This window comes from Photobacterium sp. NCIMB 13483 (assembly GCF_003025475.1).
GTDB classification, from domain to species: Bacteria; Pseudomonadota; Gammaproteobacteria; order Enterobacterales; family Vibrionaceae; genus Photobacterium; species Photobacterium piscicola.
This window is the reverse complement of record NZ_PYLV01000003.1, coordinates 1-22,745: the sequence shown is the minus strand read 5'-3', so window position 1 is coordinate 22,745 and position 22,745 is coordinate 1. Positions and strand designations below refer to the sequence as shown.

The 22,745-nt window shown below is 38.8% G+C and carries 17 protein-coding genes; 7 read left to right on the top strand and 10 right to left on the bottom strand.

Features of this window, described 5'->3' with window-relative positions:
• The first annotated feature begins 149 nt into the window (after window positions 1-149).
• From C9I86_RS03800 to C9I86_RS03790, 3 genes are all read left to right on the top strand, one after another.
• Entirely contained in the window at window positions 150-1,055 is a 906-nt protein-coding gene (locus tag C9I86_RS03800) for a hypothetical protein (RefSeq protein ID WP_080157750.1), read from the top strand.
• A gap of 77 nt (window positions 1,056-1,132) precedes the next feature.
• A complete protein-coding gene (locus C9I86_RS03795) occupies window positions 1,133-1,624 on the top strand; it encodes a DUF1456 family protein (RefSeq protein ID WP_080157749.1) in 492 nt (163 codons plus the stop codon).
• Window positions 1,625-1,848: 224 nt separating this feature from the next.
• Window positions 1,849-2,931: an aspartate/glutamate racemase family protein gene (locus C9I86_RS03790; protein ID WP_107275694.1), complete on the top strand. Its 1,083-nt coding sequence runs from the start codon at window positions 1,849-1,851 to the stop codon at window positions 2,929-2,931.
• Between the two features lie 63 nt (window positions 2,932-2,994).
• Here C9I86_RS03790 and C9I86_RS03785 read toward each other — a convergent pair whose 3' ends face one another.
• The 5 genes from C9I86_RS03785 to C9I86_RS03765 all read right to left on the bottom strand — a co-directional run bounded on the left by C9I86_RS03785 (window position 2,995) and on the right by C9I86_RS03765 (window position 10,422).
• On the bottom strand, window positions 2,995-3,525 hold the full coding sequence (locus tag C9I86_RS03785) for a copper-binding protein (RefSeq protein ID WP_080157747.1): 531 nt from the start codon (window positions 3,523-3,525) through the stop codon (window positions 2,995-2,997).
• A 3-nt stretch (window positions 3,526-3,528) separates the two neighbouring features.
• On the bottom strand, window positions 3,529-6,693 hold the full coding sequence (locus tag C9I86_RS03780) for an efflux RND transporter permease subunit (protein WP_107275693.1): 3,165 nt from the start codon (window positions 6,691-6,693) through the stop codon (window positions 3,529-3,531).
• Window positions 6,693-8,411 carry an efflux RND transporter periplasmic adaptor subunit gene (locus C9I86_RS03775; RefSeq protein ID WP_107275692.1) on the bottom strand — a complete coding sequence of 573 codons (1,719 nt, stop codon included), beginning with the start codon at window positions 8,409-8,411 and terminating at the stop codon, window positions 6,693-6,695. Before C9I86_RS03775 ends, C9I86_RS03780 begins: the two co-directional genes overlap by 1 nt.
• Before the next feature lie 12 nt (window positions 8,412-8,423).
• Window positions 8,424-9,806: a TolC family protein gene (locus C9I86_RS03770; protein ID WP_107275691.1), complete on the bottom strand. Its 1,383-nt coding sequence runs from the start codon at window positions 9,804-9,806 to the stop codon at window positions 8,424-8,426.
• 223 nt (window positions 9,807-10,029) lie between these two features.
• On the bottom strand, window positions 10,030-10,422 hold the full coding sequence (locus C9I86_RS03765; RefSeq protein ID WP_080157743.1) for a hypothetical protein: 393 nt from the start codon (window positions 10,420-10,422) through the stop codon (window positions 10,030-10,032).
• A gap of 296 nt (window positions 10,423-10,718) precedes the next feature.
• Here C9I86_RS03765 and lgt point away from each other — a divergent pair, with 296 nt between their 5' ends.
• On the top strand, window positions 10,719-11,519 hold the full coding sequence (gene lgt, locus C9I86_RS03760; RefSeq protein WP_080157742.1) for a prolipoprotein diacylglyceryl transferase: 801 nt from the start codon (window positions 10,719-10,721) through the stop codon (window positions 11,517-11,519).
• Between the two features lie 56 nt (window positions 11,520-11,575).
• On the opposite strand, the gene C9I86_RS03755 is transcribed toward lgt, so the two are convergent.
• From C9I86_RS03755 to C9I86_RS03735, 5 genes are all read right to left on the bottom strand, one after another.
• A complete protein-coding gene (locus C9I86_RS03755) occupies window positions 11,576-14,179 on the bottom strand; it encodes a TRAP transporter permease (RefSeq protein WP_199190739.1) in 2,604 nt (867 codons plus the stop codon).
• 127 nt (window positions 14,180-14,306) lie between these two features.
• Window positions 14,307-15,266, bottom strand: a complete 960-nt coding sequence (locus C9I86_RS03750) for a TAXI family TRAP transporter solute-binding subunit (protein ID WP_107275690.1) — start codon at window positions 15,264-15,266, stop codon at window positions 14,307-14,309.
• A gap of 374 nt (window positions 15,267-15,640) precedes the next feature.
• Entirely contained in the window at window positions 15,641-16,483 is an 843-nt protein-coding gene (locus C9I86_RS03745) for an energy-coupling factor transporter transmembrane protein EcfT (RefSeq protein ID WP_080157740.1), read from the bottom strand.
• Between the two features lie 2 nt (window positions 16,484-16,485).
• A complete protein-coding gene (locus C9I86_RS03740; RefSeq protein ID WP_107275689.1) occupies window positions 16,486-18,180 on the bottom strand; it encodes an ABC transporter ATP-binding protein in 1,695 nt (564 codons plus the stop codon).
• Between the two features lie 2 nt (window positions 18,181-18,182).
• Complete coding sequence (locus tag C9I86_RS03735) at window positions 18,183-18,734, bottom strand: ECF-type riboflavin transporter substrate-binding protein (protein ID WP_080157738.1); 552 nt, start codon at window positions 18,732-18,734, stop codon at window positions 18,183-18,185.
• A 655-nt stretch (window positions 18,735-19,389) separates the two neighbouring features.
• On the opposite strand from C9I86_RS03735, the gene uvrY reads away from it, so the two are divergent.
• From uvrY to pgsA, 3 genes are all read left to right on the top strand, one after another.
• The gene (uvrY, locus tag C9I86_RS03730) at window positions 19,390-20,034 is read left to right on the top strand and encodes a UvrY/SirA/GacA family response regulator transcription factor (protein ID WP_080157737.1); all 645 of its coding nucleotides are present in this window, start codon (window positions 19,390-19,392) and stop codon (window positions 20,032-20,034) included.
• Window positions 20,034-21,884, top strand: coding sequence for an excinuclease ABC subunit UvrC (uvrC, locus tag C9I86_RS03725; protein ID WP_080157736.1), 1,851 nt, complete (start codon window positions 20,034-20,036; stop codon window positions 21,882-21,884). The genes uvrY and uvrC overlap by 1 nt, the downstream gene beginning before the upstream one ends.
• Window positions 21,885-22,016: 132 nt before the next feature.
• Window positions 22,017-22,574: a CDP-diacylglycerol--glycerol-3-phosphate 3-phosphatidyltransferase gene (gene pgsA / locus C9I86_RS03720; RefSeq protein ID WP_107275776.1), complete on the top strand. Its 558-nt coding sequence runs from the start codon at window positions 22,017-22,019 to the stop codon at window positions 22,572-22,574.
• The last annotated feature ends 171 nt before the right edge of the window (window positions 22,575-22,745 follow it).

Here is a 22,745-nt window from a genome sequence, read left to right as displayed (position 1 = left end):
ATATGTTTAAGATTAATTATGGTTGGTAATGGTGAAATTTGCTTATTTATATCAGGTTTTTGTATGTTTTTTTCCTGTTTTTCATACGCGCAATATAATGATAGTATACAAGGATATTAATTTTTAAAGATATAATTCATACGGGTAATATGCTGATAATAAAAAGAATTGTTGTTGGATTGTCAGTAGTGTTATTACTGCTGTTATGTAGTCTTGGTGCCACTTATTTTGTACGTAATGTTCTTTATGTGGATATTTTGGCATATATGCCTAAAAAGATAAGCGAAACCTCTGGTTTGGCTATTATTAATGGTGATATTTGGACGCATAACGATACGTATGGTGATAATAAACTTTATCGTTTAAATCATGATATGACGGGTATTGCACAAATCGTAAAAGTAAATAATAGTCGTAATTATGATTGGGAAGATTTAGCGCAAGATCAGCAATTTTTATATGTTGGCGATATTGGTAATAACCTTACTATACGCAATGGTGGTGTTATTTATAAAATAGAGCAAAAAGGCCTCAATCAACAACAAGCAGTAACACCAGCGGCAAAAATACAATTTCAATATAATGATTTTACTAAAGGTTGGTTTAACAAACATAACTATGACAGTGAAGCCATTACGGTTGTTGGTGACCAGATATGGTTATTTTCAAAAAACTGGAAAGATGAGAAAACTCGACTTTATCAAATAGATAAAGGCGAAGTAAATAAAGTCCAGCATTTAAATCCGGTCGCTGAATACCCTAGTAAAGGGTTAATTACAGGGGTTGATTATAATCCTGAAACAGCAACATTGGCGTTTATTGGTTATCGCCGAAATATATATCTAGGTTATTCATTTATTTGGCTTGTAAAAGTGAAGGATGATAAACCAGATTGGTCAACGGGCATTTATAAGCGATTAGGTAATTATTCACAATGGGAAGGAATTCATTGGTATGGTGCTGGAAAGTTACTAATCACAACAGAGAAAACGCCACTCAATAAAGCATTAATTGCTACGCTTGATGTACAAAAGCTGCTTGATTCGAGTGAATAGCGATGAATTATCTGTTATTCTGCGCTGATAATTTCGCTGTGATTATTACAACCACAGCATACTAAATTGGATAAATTGTGACTAATAACGATGTTTTGCGCCGTGTTCGCTATACTTTTGATTTAAATGATAGCGAAATGATCGCTATTTTTGCTGCTGCTGATTGTGAAGTAACGCGTGAGCAAGTTTGCAGTTGGTTAAAAGCTGATGATGCAGAAGGTTATAAGAGCTGTTCTGATGAACAAGTTGCTACTTTCTTAAATGGCTTTATTAATCAAAAGCGTGGCAAGAAAGAAGGTGAACAGCCTGCGCCAGAGCAAAAAATCACAAATAATATTATTTTTAGAAAATTACAAATTGCACTAAACCTGAAAGCAGATGACGTACTTGATTTGTTTAAATTGGTTGATTTTCGTTTAAGTAAGCATGAATTAAGTGCTTTTTTCCGTAAAGTTGATCATAAACATTACCGTGACTGTAAAGATCAGGTGCTACGTAATTTTTTACAAGCATTACAGATCAACCACCGTGGCGTTGAGCCATCAGAAGAAACAATTGACGATAAGTAATTGTTTTAGTTGATACTTACGACAAAAAAGCAGCTTTTATTAAAGCTGCTTTTTTATTGGCTGTCATTTGATCAATATAGGTGTTATTAAAGGGTTTATATTTTTGAAATATTTACTAACATATTAATCAATATATTTGCACTCTTCATTATACTTATCAAAGTAAAAACGCCCGTTATTCTATAAGTTGTCGACTTCGATTATAAATATGAGTCATTGAGCTTATGAAAATTAAGGATAATTTTAAACAATCACGTATTGGTATCATTGGTGGAATGGGCAATGAAGCGATGGTTGATTTAATGGCTAAAATTTCTTCATTGCCTGAGCATAAAGAATGTCAATTTGTTGCCTTTGGTAATGCACGTTTAGCTTATAAGCCTCAAGAAATACTGCAACAATGGCTACCAACAGATATACCTGAATTACGTAAATTTGACACCGCAGTATATACATTACGCTTAATGCAATATTTAGCGGTTGATCGTCTTGGTCTTGCTTGCAATAGCGCCCATGAATTATTTCGACGGATATTGCCTGATATACCAGTAACTTTTGTTGATATGATTAAACAAACAGCAACGTCGTTACAAGGTTACCAAGATACTGTATTAGTCATGGGCGTTAATAGTCTGATAGAGTCAGGGTTATATCAAACAGCTTTAACCGAGCAAGGAATTAAAGCGACACAGCCTGCTGTTGAGAACCAAGTGAAGATAATGGAAGCTATTTACAATCCTGATTTTGGTATTAAAACGGCTAAAATTACTCAGCAAGCAGAAACACTACTATGTGAAGTGATATGTGATGAGATTGCTAAACAAGGTTGTACTAAAGTGATATTGGGCTGTACTGAATTACCATTAGCTTTAACAGCCTCCAGTTGTCAGCGATTTAAAGCACAAGGGATGTTGCCGTTAAATGTTGAAGTTATTGATGCATCAATGGCATTAGCACAAGCATTAGTGTCTACTCAAGGACAAAGTGAAGCATTAATTCAACCTTTGGTAACCTACCAAGGGCAGCACTTAGATTGGGCAACACCGCTGGCCTTTAATGTTAGCTCATTAGATCAAGCGATTATGATTCAGCAGCGTATTTTTGATTATACGGTGCATTATTTAACTGAGCGTAATCAGAGTCTTGCTGGAAGTTATTTTCATTTACCGACATTATTCTTTTCAGAGTCGGCAACGGATATTAAGCAAAAGTTAGTTGCTTTAAATATTGATGTTTATAGTGATATTAATATATTAGATAAGATTATAACGAACAAGTTAGCTAATTATTATTCTGACTTTGAATAATAAATAGTAAAATAAAACGAGATAGAGAATAGTATCTACCTCGTTTTTATTTTTAATAACGGCTTATAACGTGATGGTTTGGGTCATACCTGCGGTGGCATGTCCTTCCATATTACAAGCAAATTCTATCTTGTTACTGCCATGGAAGTGCCATAATACTTGTTTGGCTTTTCCTGGTGCGACCATTACTGCATTGCCATTCTCTGTATGGTGACCTTTCCCCATTTGTCGAGATTGTGCTTGTTCTTGTGGTGAGCCAATTGAAAATTCATGCGTCATTTTTCCTGTATTCATCACCACAAATTGCACCACATCATTAGGTTGAATATCAGTGGCTTTTTTAAGGGTGATCGTCATATCATCACTAAGGGTGACATAAACTACTTTATTCGGTTTTGAACCTAGGGCTGGCATGCCGACATCAGACATACTTTTCATGTTCATCATTTGATGGTCCATTTTAGTGGTATCCATTTGTGAATGATCCATACCACTATGATCCATTGCTGCGTGATCCATGGTTGAGTGGTCCATTGCAGCCATCGCTGTTGTGGTTGTTAAGGCTAGTATTAAAGTAAGCAGTGTTTTTTTCATGACTCATTCCTTTGTAATTGATGATGAATTTAATGATGTTGTGGTCTTGGTATTAAGCTCGCGACTTTTCCAAAGCTTGAAGGTGGCTGGTAATACTAATAACGTCAGTAACAGTGCAGATGCCATTCCGCCAATCATAGGTGCGGCAATGCGTTGCATGACTTCAGAACCCGTACCTGAGCCATACATTATTGGAATCAAACCAATGATAACGGTTAAGACTGTCATCATTACTGGGCGTACACGTAATCCAGCCCCTTCACTGATCGCTTGTTGTAAATCAGCAGCGGTTAATGCACGTTGTTGCTCTTGTGCATCCTGTTTTTTAAATGCCCATGACTGATTTAAGTACACCAACATAATCACGCCAATTTCAACCGCGACACCAGAGAGCGCGATAAAGCCAACGCCAACAGCAATTGAGAAATTAAATCCAAGCATGAACATCAGCCATAAACCACCCACCATCGCTAATGGTAGGGTAGCCATAATAATGAAGACTTCTTGCACGCGGCGGAAACTGAAATAAAGTAGCAGCATAATAATGGCAAGAGTAATTGGGGTAACAATACTCAAACGGGCTTTTGCGCGTTCCATATATTCATACTGACCAGACCATGCTAATGAATAACCTGCGGGCAGTTTTAATTGTTTCGTAACTACTTGTTGTGCTTCGGCAACGTAAGAACCTAAATCTCGTTGATCAATATCGACAAAAACCCATCCATTTGGACGTGCATTTTCAGTTTTGATCATTGGTGGTCCATCTTCGTAACGAATATCCGCAACATCAGCCAATGCGATACGGGCACCATTGGGGGTAATTAACGGTAGATTTTGCAATTTAACCGCTGAATCACGGTAAGATTGTGGGTAACGTACATTAATAGGATAACGTTCTAAGCCTTCAATGGTTTCACCCACGTTCATTCCACCAACAGCGGTCGAAACTATCTGTTGAATATCTTTAATAGCTAATCCATACCGTGCTGCTTGGCGGCGATTAATATCAACCGTGATATAACGGCCTCCTGCAACACGCTCGGCATAAACCGAGGTAGTACCTTTGATATTATTTAAAATAGGCTCAAGTTCTGCACCGATCTTTTCGATAACTTTTAGATCTGGGCCTGCGATTTTGATCCCAATAGGTGTTTTGATACCTGTGGCTAACATATCAATACGGGTTTTGATCGGCATTACCCATGCGTTAGTTAAACCAGGAAATTGGATCAATTGATCTAATTGTTTGCGTAAAGACTCAGTGGTGACACCTTTTCGCCATTGATCTCGTGGCTTGAATTGGATCACTGTTTCTATCATGGTTAATGGTGCAGGATCGGTTGCTGTATCTGCTCGACCTACTTTGCCCCAAACCGTAGCGACTTCTGGGACTGTTTTAATCAGTTTATTGGTTTGTTGTAATAACTGACGAGCCTTACCGATAGAGATCCCCGGATAGGTGGTTGGCATATACATCAAATCACCTTCGTCTAACGGTGGAATAAATTCACTGCCAAGTTTCGTTAATGGGTAGTACGAAGAAGCCATTAAACACAGCGCAATAACGATGATTGTTTTTGGAAACTTAAGACTTACATTCAATAATGGACGGTAAAGTGCAATTACAGCACGGTTCACGGGGTTTTTATGTTCAGGTAAAATTTTACCGCGAACAAAATAGCCCATTAATACGGGGACTAGAGTAATCGCTAAACCAGCCGCTGCTGCCATAGCGTAGGTTTTAGTTGATGCTAATGGCGAGAACATCTTGCCTTCTTGTCCTTCGAGCGCGAACACGGGAACAAAACTTAAGGTAATGATCAGTAATGAGAAGAACAAGGGTGTACCGACTTCTTCTGCCGCTTTACCTATCACTTGCCAACGGTTTTCATCGGTAAGTGGGGTACGTTCAATGTGTTTATGCACGTTTTCTATCATTACAATCGCACCGTCAACCATTGCACCGATTGCAATAGCGATACCGCCTAGTGACATGATATTGGCATTTATACCTTGCCAATGCATGATAATAAAAGCAGATAAAATACCAATCGGTAAGCTAATCGCTATTACTAATGAAGAACGAATGTGGAATAGAAATAGTGCACAGACGATGGCAACCACAAGGAATTCTTCTGCGAGTTTTTGCCACAGATTCTTCACCGCATGGTCAATTAATGTTGAGCGATCATAAGTGGCTACAATCTCAACACCTGCTGGTAAGCCTTGTTGTAACTGTGCTAGTTTGGTTTTGATGTTGGCGATGACTTGACTGGCATTTTCGCCAAAGCGCATCACAATAACACCACCGACAGCTTCACCTTCACCATTAAATTCAGAAATGCCTCGGCGCATTTGCGGACCAAGGTTAATATCTGCAATATCCCCGAGTAACAGTGGCGTACCATTTTCGGTCACTTTTAATGGCAGTGATTTTATGTCCTCGATATTGGTCAAATAACCTGTAGTACGCACCATATGTTCGGCTTCAGCCATTTCAATAACGGAAGCACCGGTTTCTTGGTTACCGTTTTGAATCGCCATATTTACTTGCTGTAACGTGAGGTTATAGGCCCGTAGTTTGGACGGATCGATTTGAACTTGGTATTGTTTGACCATGCCACCAACGGTTGCAACTTCAGAAACACCTGCAACAGTTTGAAGTTCATACTTTAGAAACCAATCTTGTAAATTACGTAATTCGGCTAAATCATGCTTACCTGTTTTATCTTGTAATACATAACTATAAATCCAGCCAACCCCAGTCGCATCTGGTCCTAAGGTTGGTTTTGCATTGGCGGGTAACTTAGGTGCAACTTGGCTTAAATATTCAAGTACACGAGAGCGAGCCCAATACATGTCAGTCTTATCATTAAAGATAATATAGACATAGGAATCGCCAAAGAAAGAATAGCCTCGAACAGTTTCAGCACCTGGTACGGCTAACATGGCCGTCGTTAATGGGTAAGTGACTTGATCTTCAACCACTTGTGGTGCTTGGCCTGGATAGCTGGTCTTAATGATGACTTGAACATCAGACAGATCCGGTAGGGCATCGACGGGAGTATTTTTAACACTGTATAAGCCACCAATGGTTAAAAATAAGGCCACAATTAACACCAATAAACGGTTATTGATTGACCAACGAATAATAGCTGGGATCATTATTTATTCTCCATTGGCTTAATATCTTGCAGAGTATAATCACTGCCATTTTTAACCAGCTTGAATCGAATTGATTGCCCCTGTTTAAGATCAGTTAATGCAATACTATCGTCGACAGTAAAATTCATTTCACCCGCAGGCCATTTCCATTCAGGTACTGCTTGGTGGTTAACCGTGATCATATTAAATGCGGCCATTAACATTGAAATCTCACCGTTTACCCACACTTTATTGGCAATATTGTGCTTCTGCTTTTTATAATCAATGATGTTATATTGATTATCGGCTGTTTTTTGTAGCTCAAATTTAATCTGTTGACCAACGACTAAGTCTTTAATTTTTATATTTTTATCAATATTAAAATCCATTGTCATCGCAGGCCAATTCCAAGCACTGACTGGCTGGTGGTTGATGGTTAATATTGTTTGATCAGCATTGATCGCAGTGATCTCTCCTTGAGCCCAAGTGACGGTGGTGGCTTTATCGACACTGTCGACACCATTAATACGTGAGAGATCGGCACTTTTACTGGATTCGGAATCAAGCATAAATTGTGCAGAGGTGACAATACGATCAGCCGTGGTTAATCCTGCGATAACTTCCACGAGATTATCAGCTTCACGACCAATACGGATCTTTACTGATCGGTATTTTCCATTACCTTCAGCGAGTACAACGCGGGTCATATTGCCTGATCGAATCACGGCTTGAGTCGGAATAGTGAGAACAGCAGTTTCTGTTTTTGGGGTGAGGGTAATATTGGCGAACATATTGGGTTTTAATTGCTCATTATGATTAGCAAACTTTAACCGCATCCGTAATGTACGCGTTTTTGGATCTAAAATAGGGTAAACATAATCAACTTTGCCTTGCCATTGTTGGCCAGGAATAGCGTCTAGTGTCATATTTGCTTTGCTACCTGTGGTTATCCAATGTGCTTGGCGCTCAAATATTTCAGCATTGACCCAGACTTCATTAAGAGGCCCAGCGCTAATAGCGGCTTGTGCGGGTGATAAATAGCCCCCTTCACGAATATTTAAGCTTGCAATAACACCATCAGCGATAGCTTTGACTTCAATGGTCTTCGTTGCTTTCCCCGTTTTAATAATGTGTTTAATTTGTTGTTTGTCGACGCCAAGAGCGGCTAAACGATCACGGGCACCTTGCATTAAACCACTACGGCCTGTGCGATAAGCATTAAGTAATTCTTGCTGAGATTTGACTAATTCAGGCGAATAAAGAGTAAATAACACATCGCCTTTATGTACCTGTTCACCAACAGCATTGACGTATAATTTTTGAACCCAACCACTGACTCGAATATTGGTTTGCCAGAGCTGACTTTCATCAAAATCAACGTAACCAATAGTGTCGATCTTAGGTGTTAGTTTTTGCTTAATAACAGCAGCAGTTTTTACGCCTAAGTTATTTTCAACCGCAGCATCAATAATAACCGTACCGGCAACATTTTCTTTTGCAGCATCTTTTTCTGCATAAACAGGAATGAGATCCATCCCCATTGGTGATTTACCCGGTTTATCACGTTGGTAATTGGGATCCATTGGAGCAACCCAATACAAGGGTTCACTGTTTGAAGTGGTCGCTTTTGAGTCCATCGATACAGAATGATGTGACATATAATATGTAGCACTAACTCCAATAGCTGTACCAATAAGTAAGGCAACAGCCGCAATTTTAACGGTATTTTGTGACGTCATGATATTACCTACTTATTGATTGTTATTATTGATGGTTGTTGAGTGCTGAAGCTGTAACGAGTGTGGTTGAACATCAAAACCATTGACTAATGAGGCTAAATTGCTGTTAGTAATGTTTAAGTCGGTAATAACCCGTGCTTGTTCAATGACTAAAGCGAGTTCATCAGTGGCAGCGGTGATTACATTATTAAATTGCGCCGTATTATTTTGATAACCACGCTCAACAGCTTGCGTACGTGCTTTTGCTTGAGTAAGTAGGGTGGTTGTATAACGCGATAAGCGCTGGCTTAAATTATCACGTTCAACCAGTAAGGCATTTACCTTGGCGTTCATTTGATTGAGCAATAGATCACGTTGTGATTTTGCCGCTCCTACTTGATATTGCGCCGCCGCATAATGGTGATCTTGACGGTTATCAGTAAATAGCGGTAAATCCATGGTGAGATAGGCACTCACTAGATCAGAGGCTGGTTTGCCTGACATACCATTGGCTTGGCGAGAGGCATACATAATTTCAATACCAAATTGAGGTTTATAGGCTTGTTGACTAATGGCGACTTGGGTTTCATTAGCTGAAATAGCACTATTGGCAATAAGCACCATTGGATGTTGTTTCAGTAATGAATAATGTTGGTTAGTGGCGGTTAAACGCGGCATTAATTGGTTAAGGCGTTGCCAAGATAACTGGTTTGATGCTTGGACTATTGTTTGCGTTGTAAGCCAATCAGTGCCCAGCCATTCAGACAGTTGTGCCATGATACGGTGCTGTGTTTGTAGATTTGTTTGTAATTTGTCTTCTATCTTAACGACTTGCAGTTTAACTTGGAGTAAGTCTTGAGCTTCACCACTACCGATAGCGTAATTAGTCTTGGTGAAATTAGCTAATTCAGTTACAAGACGGTGGTTACGTTGTAAGGTACGATAAACAGATTGTTGATAGCCTAATTCTAACCATAATTGGGTCATTTTATTGGTAATATCAAGTTCACGAACCGCTTGTTGTGTACCAATAGCTTGCGCTTGAATCTCGCCTTTTTGTTGCTGTAAATCAAGGGTGTTACCACGGTCAAATTGCTGCATTAAACCAATTGATAATGTGGTCATTGGATCAGTGTTTAGAGAAAAACTATCTGTAGGTAAACCACCGATACCCAGTTTTAACTTGGGATCAGGTAAGCTATTGGTACCTAAGCTGGTTTCCTGCATTGCATGTTGCTGAGCACTAATTTGCGCCATATTGGCATCGTTTTTAATCGCTTTAGTGATCAGTTGTGTCAATTGTTGCGATTGCTGTGTTTTTGTCGCTGCAGTTGTTGATGGTGACGCAAACAGTGTTACCGGTGTTATCGCGCTAGCACTGATAGCCAGAACGAGCATAGAAGTTGTAACGTTCATAACGTAATCCAGTCTTCCATAAGCGAATATAAAACAATATAAGTGATGATCTAATTATTATTACGCAGTTAACTAAGTAATAACGGCCTAGAACAGTCATTGAATTAAATAAGGCTTATGGTGATCTTAGATCTGCTGCAAAATAATTAAATACAGATCATAAGATACAATTAATCTATCACGGACAATAATGATGTCGTGAGTAAAAATAGATTAAACGGATTTATGCTATTGGAGGGCGATATAACGTTGGCGTGGTAGTATTTAATTGGTGTGTTTTTTCTATAGCGATGAGCGTCAGATTTGATGGCTGAAATAAGTTTTCAAATTGGCTCGGGAGAAAAGCAATATTACTTAAACATGCGATAGAGCAACAATTATCAACGCCACCCATTTTATCGCAATGTGCTGCCGATTGTTGTGCTTGGTGGTGTTGATGATCGAGCATTGATTCATCATCACAGCAATCCATCGTTGATGACATTACCATCATTGAATTATTCATGCTGAGCATTTTTATCGACATTAAAGGCGCACTGGAAGCAACACTTGATAGCAATAATGCTATAAGCGTAAAGCTTGTAATCCAAATTGTGCGAAGACGTTTAATATACATCTTAAGCCTTTAAGTAAAGTTAGACGTTATTATATGCAATTATTACTATTTGACGTCAAGCATTAATTATAATGTGGTGTGTTATTAAGGCATAAAATGCCAAATATAATGCATCAAAATGTTAGTTATATTGTTTAATGATTTTTATTTGCTGAATTATTAATCGTATTTATCATAAATAGTTTGAGAAATTAAGCTGCGGTTTATTCACCCCACTGGTTTTTCTTGCTAATCTGTAATCATTCTCGATAGCATCTATTGTTTTTGGCTATTGTTCACTCAGAAGGTAATCTTGTTTGAATCATTTTGTTTGGGATGTTAATCCAATACTAGTGTCATTCTTTGGTTTAAAGATACATTGGTATGGCGTGCTATTTGCGCTCGCTATTACGTTTGGCTTCCAAGTTATGAAGTCAATTTATCAACGTGAAAATAAGCCAATTGAAAGCTTAGATTCATTACTTATGTATGCCGTTGTCGGTATCATTGTTGGCGCTCGATTATTTCATGTAGTGTTCTATGATCCAGATTACTACTGGGCACATCCAGCGAAAATCTTTGCTGTGTGGGAAGGTGGACTTGCTAGTCATGGTGGCGGCTTAGGTTTAATTATTGCGGTTTACTATTACAGTAAAAAGTATGCTATTGACCGTATGTGGCTTCTTGACCGATTAGCAATAGCAACGGCATTATTTGGTTTCTTTGTCCGTTTTGGTAATTTCTTTAACTCGGAAATCTTAGGCACCCCAAGTAATTTGCCATGGGCGGTTGTGTTTGAACGTGTTGATTTAATACCACGTCATCCAGTTATGCTTTATGAAGGCTTTTCTTACTTAGCAATATTCTTCTTATTATTTGCTTTATATAGAAAAACCGATATCGGTAAGTATAAAGGATTGCTGTTGGGTTGGTTCTTAGTCTTGGTGATGACAGTACGATTCTTACTCGAATTTATTAAAGTACACCAAGCGGATTACTCAACCGATATGGTGATTAATACCGGTCAGTTATTAAGTATTCCATTTATTTTAGTGGGTATCTATTTGGTGATTAAAGGCCAAAGAGAACGTCGTTTACAACACGCTAAAAATAGCTAATCTAATACTTTAAAAATAGACAATAGAAAGCCGATCAGATGATCGGCTTTTTTTGTTTATACGGTAGCGGATTTTTGTGGTGTTTTTGCTATTGGTACTGATATTAAACGTCGACGCTGATTTTGAATAATAACACCAAATAATAATATCGCTGGCAACCACAACCATTCTTTACGCCAGCGTTCAACCGGAACTCTAATATCGAGAATTTGTTGATCAAATTGTAATTGCTCTTTAGCGGCAGGGCTGCCAAAAGTTACCATGTCAATCAATGTCTTGCCTTGGCTTTGATAGGTTTCAATGCCAATGTTTGCTAGTTTTTGTTGGCCAGTATCCCCCTTAGGAACGGTAAATAACACGCTAAACTCTCGGTGTTTACCAATCGCATCTTCACCTGCAATTCGCATTCGAATAACATCACCTGTAGGTAGAGTATCAAGAGTTTTTATTAAGTGTGTTGGCGCAATATTTTGAAAAGGATCCACTATTAAGTCTTGCCAAAAACCGGGACGAAATAGAGTAAAGGAGATCAATAATAATGCGATATTTTCATACCAACGATTACGCGTAATAAACCAACCTTGGGTTGCCATCGCAAAAATAAGCATCGCAATAGTCGCAATAATGAAGATAATAATGCCATGACTCACAGTGACATCGATCAATAATAAATCAGTATTAAAGATAAACAAAAACGGTAATGCAGCAGTACGTAAGCTGTAATAAAACGCTGTGATCCCGGTTTTTATTGGATCGCCTTTTGATACGGCGGCAGCGGCAAATGAGGCTAACCCAACTGGAGGAGTTACATCGGCCATAATGCCAAAGTAGAACACAAATAAATGTACAGCGATTAACGGTACAATTAAGCCATTTTGCTGACCAAGTGTCACTATCACTGGTGCTAATAAGCTTGAAACAACAATATAGTTAGCCGTAGTGGGTAGCCCCATTCCAAGAATAAGGCTTAATAGTGCTGATAAAATTAGCATCAGCATTAAATTACCCATTGATAGCATCTCAACCAAATCAGCTAAAATTAATCCGACTCCGGTTTGAGAAACCGCACCCACAATAATACCCGCGGTAGCAGTGGCGATACCTATTCCTATCATATTGCGTGAGCCTGCAATTAAAGCTTCAATCAGATCATTTTTACCATCATTGAAATCACCATAATGATAGCCGTCTTTACGTAATAAGCTCAGTAGCGGACGTTGAGTGATGATAATACCAACCAGCATCACCGAGCCCCAAAAAGCGGATAACCCTGGAGATAAACGCTCGACCATTAAACACCACACTAAGACCACAACCGGTAAGATAAAATGTAACCCTGCTAATAAGACACTGCGTGTTTCTGGTAATTCATCTAATGGCGCATCAGGATCATCTGTGGGTAATGGTGGATGAGTGGCTGCCACTTTTAATAAACAGAGATAAACCGTAATTAGTAAACCGCCAATGGCATAAGCTGCATAATTACCTAATAATGGTTTGATCCATCCTAAGCCATAATAGATTGCTAACGAAAATCCACTGATTAACAAACAACCAAAGCTAAAGCTGGTTAAGCGTACTAGCCATGGCTTATGTTGTTTAGGATTAATTGCGGTCATTCCCAGTTTTAGGGCTTCTAAGTGAACAATATAAAGCAAAGTAATGTATGAAATAGCCGCAGGCAAAAAGGCATGCTTAATAATATCGATATAAGGAATGCCGACATATTCCACCATTAAGAAAGCTGCTGCGCCCATAACTGGCGGCATAATCTGCCCATTTACTGATGAAGCTACTTCTATTGCGCCCGCTTTTTCCTTGCTAAACCCGACTTTGCGCATCATTGGAATAGTAAATGTGCCCGTTGTGACAACATTAGCTATTGATGATCCAGATATTAATCCAGTTAGCCCTGATGCAACTACTGCGGCTTTTGCTGGCCCACCACGAAGGTGTCCTAATAAACTAAAGGCTAATTGAATAAAATAATGTCCAGCACCTGCACGCTCAAGTAAAGCGCCAAATAGCACAAACAAAAAAACAAAGCTGGTGGATACCCCTAGTGCGATTCCAAATACACCTTCGGTAGTGATCCACTGATGGTTCGCAAGAGAAGCAAATTGCACTCCGCGATGAGCAAGTAGCCCTGGCATCCAAGGACCTGCAAAACTATACCCAATAAAACCTAGTGCAATAAGAGGCAATGCAGGGCCTAACACTCGTCGAGCGGCTTCTAATAATAATGGTAAACCAATACAAGCCACTACAAGATCAAGTTGGGTTAAGCTGCCAGGGCGTTGGGCTAATTCATGGTACATGACAAACAAATACAATGAAGTGGCTGCCGCAATCATCCCTAAAGCGATATCACTGTAGGGAACTCGATCGGTTGCGGAAGACTGGCGTGCTGGAAAAACTAAAAAAGCGAGAATAAGCGCAAAGGCTAAATGAATGGCACGGGTTTCGGTGTCATTAAAAACCCCAATACCAATAATAAAAGGCAGCGGGGATGCGATCCACAATTGAAATAGTGACCATGAAATTGCGAGCAAAGTAATTACTTTTGCCATAATGCCAGTCGGTAAACGTGCACCGACATCTTTCGCAATCAGATCTTCTGTCGAAAGTGGATTATCGGATATTAGATTATGTTGAGCCATATGTATTCACTTACAAGTTGGTACTAATGAAAACAGGGAGCACAATTAAAACGATAATTTGCTGTCTATTTTCATTAATAAAAGAAGGGTAAGCGAGATAGAAGAATTATCTCGCTTGGTGGTGAAGTTACATCCAGCCACGTTCTTTGTAGTAGCGAATAGCGCCATCGTGCAGTGGAGCGGTTAAGCCTGCTTTTATCATGTCAGTTTCTTTGAGTTCCGCAAAAGCAGGATGCAGGCGTTTGAAGCGATCGATATTAGTAAAGACTGACTTCACCAATTGGTACACCATTTCAGGATCAGTGTCAGCGTTGGTTGATAACACCGCTTTACCTCCAATTGAAACAGTATCATTAGGATTACCACGGTACATGCCACCAGGAATAATCGCTTTTGTGAAATAGCTCTTTTCTTTTAATAGTGCATCAATCTCAGGGCCTGTAACCGCAATTAAACGGGTATCTGTTGTGGTAGAAGCTTCTTGAATCGCGCCGTTTGGGTGACCAACAAAGTAGCTCATCGCATCAATTTTATTATCACTCATTGCAGGCGCTTGTTCGGCTGGTTTGAGATCAGAAACCAGACTGAAAATATCACTATTCCAATTTTTAACCGTTAAAATCTGCTCAAACGTATCACGTTGTCCTGAACCTGGATTGCCTAAGTTTACGCGTTTATTTTTTAAATCATCAAAGGTTTTAATTCCTGAATCTTCACGAGCAAGAATGGTAAATACTTCACTTTGTAGAGAGAAAACTGCACGAATATCAGACATTTTGCCATGATCTTGAAAAGGAGATAAGCCATTGAGTGCTTTAAACTGATGATCAGACTGCATGATGCCAAAATTGTATTCGTGACTGCGAAGGCCATTTACATTAGCAACGCCACCGCCACTGGTTGGCGCATTACATTTGATGTGGTGAGTATCTGTAGTGCGGTTCACAAATCGACAAATAGATTGGCCGGCAATGTAATAAACTCCCGTTTGACCCCCTGTGCCGATCGAGATAAAGCTATCGGCTGCGGTTGCAAAACTTGAGCAAAGTATTCCGCCGAAGGCACTAATAATAGCGAGTAGTTTCATTTTAAAATCCTTTTAATGATTATTACAGAGTGATAATTGTTATTTTCTTTATCACCATGGCATTTATGCTGTTTTTGTATTTATGAGTATGTTTGTTGTGTTTTTTAATGATTTTTAGTTATAAAAACGCGACTGGTTGTTTGACTAGTAAGCGTTAAGTTTGTTTTTTGTTAATTTAAAGTACGGTTTAATTAATGGACTGACAATAAGTAAAAAACTACTTTTCTTATGATTTGAGAAATTGGGTAATATTGCTAAGAAGAGATGAAATGAAAATAGTGATGGGAATAATCAAATGAAGTTAATAGTTACAGGGGGTTAAACGAAAAAACCGCCAATAAATGACGGTTTTTCATTATGCTTTAGAAGCCGTCTTAATGAAAAGGATACCAAAATAACGTTGCAGATTGATAACGATGCAGAATGCCAAATCCAAGTACAAGGGCAATAATTATTAACGCAATAGCATCATTTTTTGTCATTGGTTTTAAGCTATACCAAGTACGCTTTTTATTGCGTCCAAAACCACGCAGTGTCATTGCATTGGAGATCACATCCGCGCGATCTAAACTTGAAAAAATCAGTGGCCCAAGAATTTTGGCAACATTACGAATACGTGTCATGACTGGCGCTTTTTTTGAAATATCCACGCCACGTGCTTGTTGAGCATGCATGATATTGGTGAAATCTTTCATTACTTCAGGTAAATAACGCAAAGTGAGGCTTACGGCGTAAGCAATACGATAAGGTACACCTAGTTTATTTAAACTGGCAGAAAACTCTGTTGGATGGGTCGTAAAAACAAATACCAACGCAATGGGAAACATACTGAAATATTTAAGCGTAACCGTTAGTAAATAGAACACAGTTTCAAGAGTAATATTGTAGTGTCCAAAAAGGTGTACTAGGACGGTTGTTGAATGCATGTAGTCAGTGCCTTGTTGAGGGGCAATCAAAAACATAAACAATGCATTCATTAATAACACCACAGCAGTACCAACTAATAATGGTTTATAGACAGCAAATGGAATTTTAGTGGCTTTAAGTAGCAATAAACCCACGATAATTAATCCGCAAATAACGCGTAGATCAAAGGTGATTAGCACCATTGTTACCCATGCCATAAATAACACAAACTTGGTAATACCGTTTAGGGCATGTAACCAAGAGTGGGTGTTGACATAACTAATGCCAAATTTTAAATGTTTGCTTTTCATGGTTATTTATTTTTTAGTTCGTGGGCGATAAAACAGCGAATAAATTGATCAATATTTTCAATACCAATAGCTTGAGCCAATGAGTATAAGCTCGTAACCGTTAAGTTTGCTTGATCTAATAATGTTGGTTGGCTAAAAATATGATTAACTTTATCGTCAGCTAATAAGCGATTGTCGGCAATAACAACTGCGCGTTGAGTATATTCAAGGACTAAGTGCATATCATGCGAAATAATCACAATGGTGAGCCCTAGTGTTTGATTAAGTTCTTGAATAAATGTCATCATAGCCGCGTAGTGATGATAATCTTGTCCCGCAGTTGGCTCATCTAAGATCAACAAGTCTGGTTCAAGGACTAACATTGTCGCAATAGTAACGCGTTTTTTTTGGCCAAAGCTTAATGCATCAATAGGCCAGTGATGATAGCGACCAAGACCACATAATTTGAGGGTTGCTTCTACTTTGATTTTAATCTGCGCTTCATCCATGCCACGGTTACGTAGGCCTGATGCGACTTCATCAAAAATCATATGGTGTGAGATCATATGATTAGGGTTTTGCATCACCACACCAATGTGCTGGCTACGCTCAAAAATAGATTGATTAGCTAAATCGTTACCATTGAGAGAAATAGTACCGCAATCTGCTTCTAATACACCCATGATTAAACGAGTGATAGTCGATTTACCAGAGCCATTTTTCCCCATAATGGCAACAAACTCGCCTTTGTGGATATCAAAGCTAACATCATCTAGCGTATTGCGAACACCATCATAAGAGTAACTGAGGTTTTTAATGCTCAATAGAACATCTTTTTCTGGCTCTACTGGGGCGAGCTTAACTTGATGAAACCACGACTCAATTTGAGGCTTAAATTTATCAAGTTTAATGGTTGAAAAATAAGCGGGTTTATCTTCAGCTGTGATTGTACAGCCAGCCGCTTTTATTGCAGAGATATAGAGTGGCTCACGAATACCATGTTGTTGCAGTAATGGGCTAGCCAATAGCTCATCGGGTGTCATATCAGCAATAATTTCACCACGCTCCATCATAATAATACGATCAATTGGGCGATGTAATACATCTTCCAAACGGTGTTCAATGATGATTACCGTTTTGTTTGAATCTTTATGGAGGTTATCAATGATTTCAATCGCAGCTTTGCCTGTTTTAGGATCAAGGCTTGCTAAAGGTTCATCAAATAACAAAATATCAACGTCATCAACCATCACGCCAGCAAGTGAAACCCGCTGTTTTTGGCCGCCACTTAAATCAAAAGGAGAGTGGTATAAAATGCTGTTTAAGTCGACCATGTCAGCCGTTGCTTGTACAATTTCGCGCATTTGTTGCTGTGGAATCATTTGGTTTTCAAGTGCAAAGGCAATATCTTCCCCCACACTTAATCCTACAAATTGACCATCGGTATCTTGTAATACAGTACCGACCATACTGGTGCAGTGATCCAGATCTAGCTGACGAGTATTTTTACCATTAATGTAAAGCTCACCACTACAGTCACCTTTGATCGCATGAGGAATAAGCCCATTAAGGCATTGGCCTAATGTTGATTTTCCACAACCACTTGGACCAATAATGGCAATCTTTTCGCCTTTATTAATTGTTAGGTTAATATTTTTTAGAGTCGGGTTTTCAAGTGCCCAATATTTAAACGAAAAGTTGTTAAAGACGATACTCATTATTAGTAAGCCTCTTTTAAGTTGAAGCTTTGCTGCTTACGTTTAGCCACTGACGTTAGGATTAAATGACCAACAACGGCGATAATAACGGTATTACTAAGCGCAATAATAACTAATTGCACTAATACCTTAGTAAAGGGTTCGGCATAGAGGATGGCATCAAGAAAGGCGGAGCAGCCATAACCTACAACATTGGCAACAAAGGCTAGAGCGACAAAGAGACTAAAATCTAGATTAGAAAAACGTCCCATCTCTAAACGGCCACGGGTGAGCATCGGGTAAAGACCAATAATTAAGCCAACAATGCCTGAGCCCAGTTCCCATGTAAACCATACACCCCAGCCAGCAAAAAGGTCTGTCACCCAGTGACCTATAATACCGACAAGAAAGCCAACTAAAGGCCCAAAGAGAACGGCGAATAAGGCTAAGACTGCCATCGCAGGTTTAAGCGTGGTGTTAGCAAAGATAGGAATACCAAACATAGGTAAACCACCAATACCATATAGGGCTGCACCAATTGCAATAACAACAACTGTTTTAGCAGAAAGACTCATAACTTAACCTTGTTAACTCAGTCATCGAGACACGCTGTCATCGATGCAATGCAATAATTGGATAATAGATACTAATGGTTATAATCATCGTATTACAGATTAGATAGACCAAGCCAATCAGCAGAGTACCGTGATAGTAATCACTATCATTGGTGGTAACTCCGCATTAATAATCCATTATTAAGCAAGAGCGGTGTAAGTCTTTTTAATGTGAAAACGTCGTATATATAGAATGTGAAACCAAAAGCGGCGCTATGATAACGTAATCTTTCTCGGAAAGGAACGCTTTACATCTAGACGGCTAAGGATTAATCAGCATTAATTAACCTTATCAAAATAAGGTTAATAGATTGTTATATCTTACTGATTTGGTTATTTTTTATCATTGTATTGTCCACATCTAGACATAGGTATTTTTTGGGGCTTTATTTTTATTATAAAATAGACAATAATCGAACAACGGTCATTATTTTACAGCGCGTAAAAAATAGGTAACCGTAAACTGTCAAGCCTTAACTTTATGTGAAACTTTGCGCTGATACACAGAATCAGTATGAGGTTCATGGTTAAGTTGAGGTAGAATTATAAGTATTAGTGAGTTAGCTGTCCCGCCATAGTGGCAGGGTGCAGAGCCAAATCATATTGGAGATACAGCTTGATTAATGTATTCCTTGTAGATGATCACGAACTGGTTCGCACAGGGATCCGACGTCTTCTTGAAGATGTCCGTGGTATTAAAGTGGTAGGGGAAGCCGTCAGTGGTGAGGATGCCGTAAAATGGTGTCGTAGTAATCATGCCGACATTATTCTTATGGATATGAATATGCCAGGTATTGGTGGTCTTGAAGCTACTCGTAAAATATTACGCTTCAATCCTGAGATTAAAATTATTGTATTAACCGTACATACTGAAAATCCATTCCCAACAAAAGTTATGCAAGCCGGTGCCTCGGGTTATTTAACCAAGGGAGCTGGGCCTGATGAAATGGTGAATGCTATTCGTATGGTTAATAGTGGTCAGCGATATATTTCTTCTGAAATTGCCCAACAAATGGCTTTAAGTCAGTTCGCGCCAGATTCAGAAAACCCATTTAAAGAGCTGTCTGAGCGTGAATTACAGATCATGATGATGATCACTAAAGGACAAAAAGTTACTGATATATCTGAGCAATTAAGTTTAAGTCCTAAAACTGTAAATAGTTACCGTTATCGTTTATTTAATAAGTTAAATATTAGTGGTGATGTTGAGTTAACACATCTAGCGATTCGTCACGGCATGCTTGATACTGAGACGCTATAGTGTCTAATCATGTCGATGATACCGTTTTTGATGCGCAAAGTTTTCTCAAAACGGTAACTCACCAACCTGGCGTCTACCGTATGTATGACGCCAGCGGTGAAGTGATCTATGTTGGTAAGGCGAAAGATCTCAAAAAACGCTTATCAAGTTATTTTCGAACCAATGTTGCTGGCGAAAAAACACGCGCGTTAGTTAAAAATATTTGTAAAGTCGATGTAACAGTGACTCACACTGAAACTGAAGCATTGATCCTTGAACACAATTATATCAAACAGTATTTACCTAAATATAATGTCTTGTTACGTGATGATAAGTCTTATCCTTATATTTTGTTAAGTGCCAGTAAACATCCTCGTTTATCTATTCATCGTGGTGTTAAACGTCGCAAAGGTGAATATTTCGGTCCTTATCCTGATGTTTCTGCCGTGCGTGACAGTTTGCACTTGATGCAGAAAATATTTCCAATTCGTCAATGTGAAGATTCTGTTTACGCTAATCGTAGTCGTCCTTGTTTAATGTATCAAATCGGTCGTTGCTCTGGTCCTTGTGTCGCTGGATTAATCTCTGATGATGATTATCAACAGCAAGTGCAATGGGTACGTTTATTTCTTCAAGGTAAAGATCGACAAGTGATCAATACCATGGTGGAAAAAATGGAGCAGGCGAGTATGGCGCTTGATTTTGAACGGGCAGCTATATATCGCGATCAGATTCAAGCTCTACGTCGAATTCAAGAGCAACAATTTGTTAGTCAAGATAATGAAGATGATTTAGACGTTATTGGTATTGCACATCAAAACGGTATGGCGTGTATTCATGGTTTGTATATTCGTCAGGGGAAGATTTTAGGTAGTCGTAGTTATTTCCCTAAAATGCCCGTTGATGCATCGTTAACCGAAGTGCTATCAAGTTTTGTTACCCAGTTTTATTTTAATCAAGCTGAAGGTCGTGTCATACCGAGCCTTATTTTATTAAGTGAAGAACTTGGGGATGATAGTGAGGCTATTTTAACTGCTTTGTCTGAACTTGCTGGTCGTAAAATTACGATTAAGTATCATCCGCGTGGAACACGAGCAAAATATCTACAATTAGCACAAACGAATGCAGAAACCGCGTTAACCAGTAAATTAAATCATCGAATGACAATTCAAGAGCGTTTCTTTGCGTTGCAACAAGCATTAAACTTAAAACCTATCTCTCGAATGGAATGTTTTGATATTAGTCATACCATGGGTGAAAAAACCGTGGCATCTTGTGTTGTCTTTAATCATGAAGGCCCGTTAAAGCAAGAATATCGCCGTTATAATATTACGGGTATAACGGGAGGTGATGATTACGCAGCTATGGCGCAAGTATTAGAGCGTAGGTATAGTAAAAACATGGAATTAGATAAAATTCCAGACATAATTTTCATTGATGGGGGTAGAGGTCAACTCTCAAGAGCGTATGATGTTGTAAAACCTTATATCGCTGATTGGCCAAAACGACCAATGTTAGTGGGTGTTGCAAAGGGAACGACGCGAAAACCTGGGTTAGAGACGTTAATTTTCGTCACCGGTGAAGAATTTTCTATGCCAAGCGATTCTCCCGCGTTACATTTAATACAACATATTCGTGATGAAAGTCATGATCATGCAATCAGTGGCCACCGTGCCCAGAGAGCAAAAGTAAGAAAACGTAGTACTCTCGAAGATGTCGAGGGAGTTGGACCTAAACGGCGTCAGGCTTTATTAAAATATATGGGTGGAATGCAAGAACTGAAAAAAGCGAGTAAAGAAGAAATTGCTAAAGTACCTGGTATCAGCTTGGCTTTAGCGGAAAAAATAGTCGATGCATTGCAACATGGTTAGTCTGTCGCTTTGAAGGTCATCATTGCTACAGTACTTTATTGGTTAAATTTACAGAAAAGGCACACTCTTTTACTTTTTTAGAGTAGTCTAGATTGTATGTTAGGCCCAGATCTTGAACATAAGAATAAAATTATGCGTTTATCAATCCCAAATATTTTAAGTTTTATCCGGCTCATTCTTATTCCATTTTTCGTTATTGCCTTTTATTTACCTTATGAATGGTCGGCGTTTGCTACTGCGTTAATCTTTTGGGTAGCAGGTGTAACAGATTGGTTTGATGGTTATCTTGCGCGTAAGCTTAATCAAACGACACGTTTTGGTGCGTTTATTGATCCCGTCGCTGATAAATTAATGGTTGTAACTGCAATGGTGCTAGTGGTTGAGCATTATCATACTTTATGGGTAACTGTTCCTGCTATTACTATGATTGGCCGTGAAATTATTATTTCAGCATTACGAGAGTGGATGGCTGAACTAGGTAAACGTGCAAGTGTTGCCGTTTCATGGGTTGGTAAAGTAAAAACAGCATCACAAATGTTTGCCTTATTACTATTACTATGGCATCCGCATCAATACGTTGTATGGCTAGGTTATGCATCACTATATATTGCAATGGTGTTAACTTACTGGTCAATGGTACAGTATCTTAAAGCGGCAAAAGGTGATTTGTTAAACGTAGACAATCACTAAATAGATTTTAATTATCTGTTAATAAATAAAAAAGCGAGCTAATGGCTTAATGCATGTGAATTAAGATAATTTACGCTTCCTTGAAGGCCTAGTCGCATAGCGACTAGGCCTTTTCTTTACTGCCCTTGGATAACTTCTTTCCTGCCTTTCTGGTAGTACAAAGCTTTCTGC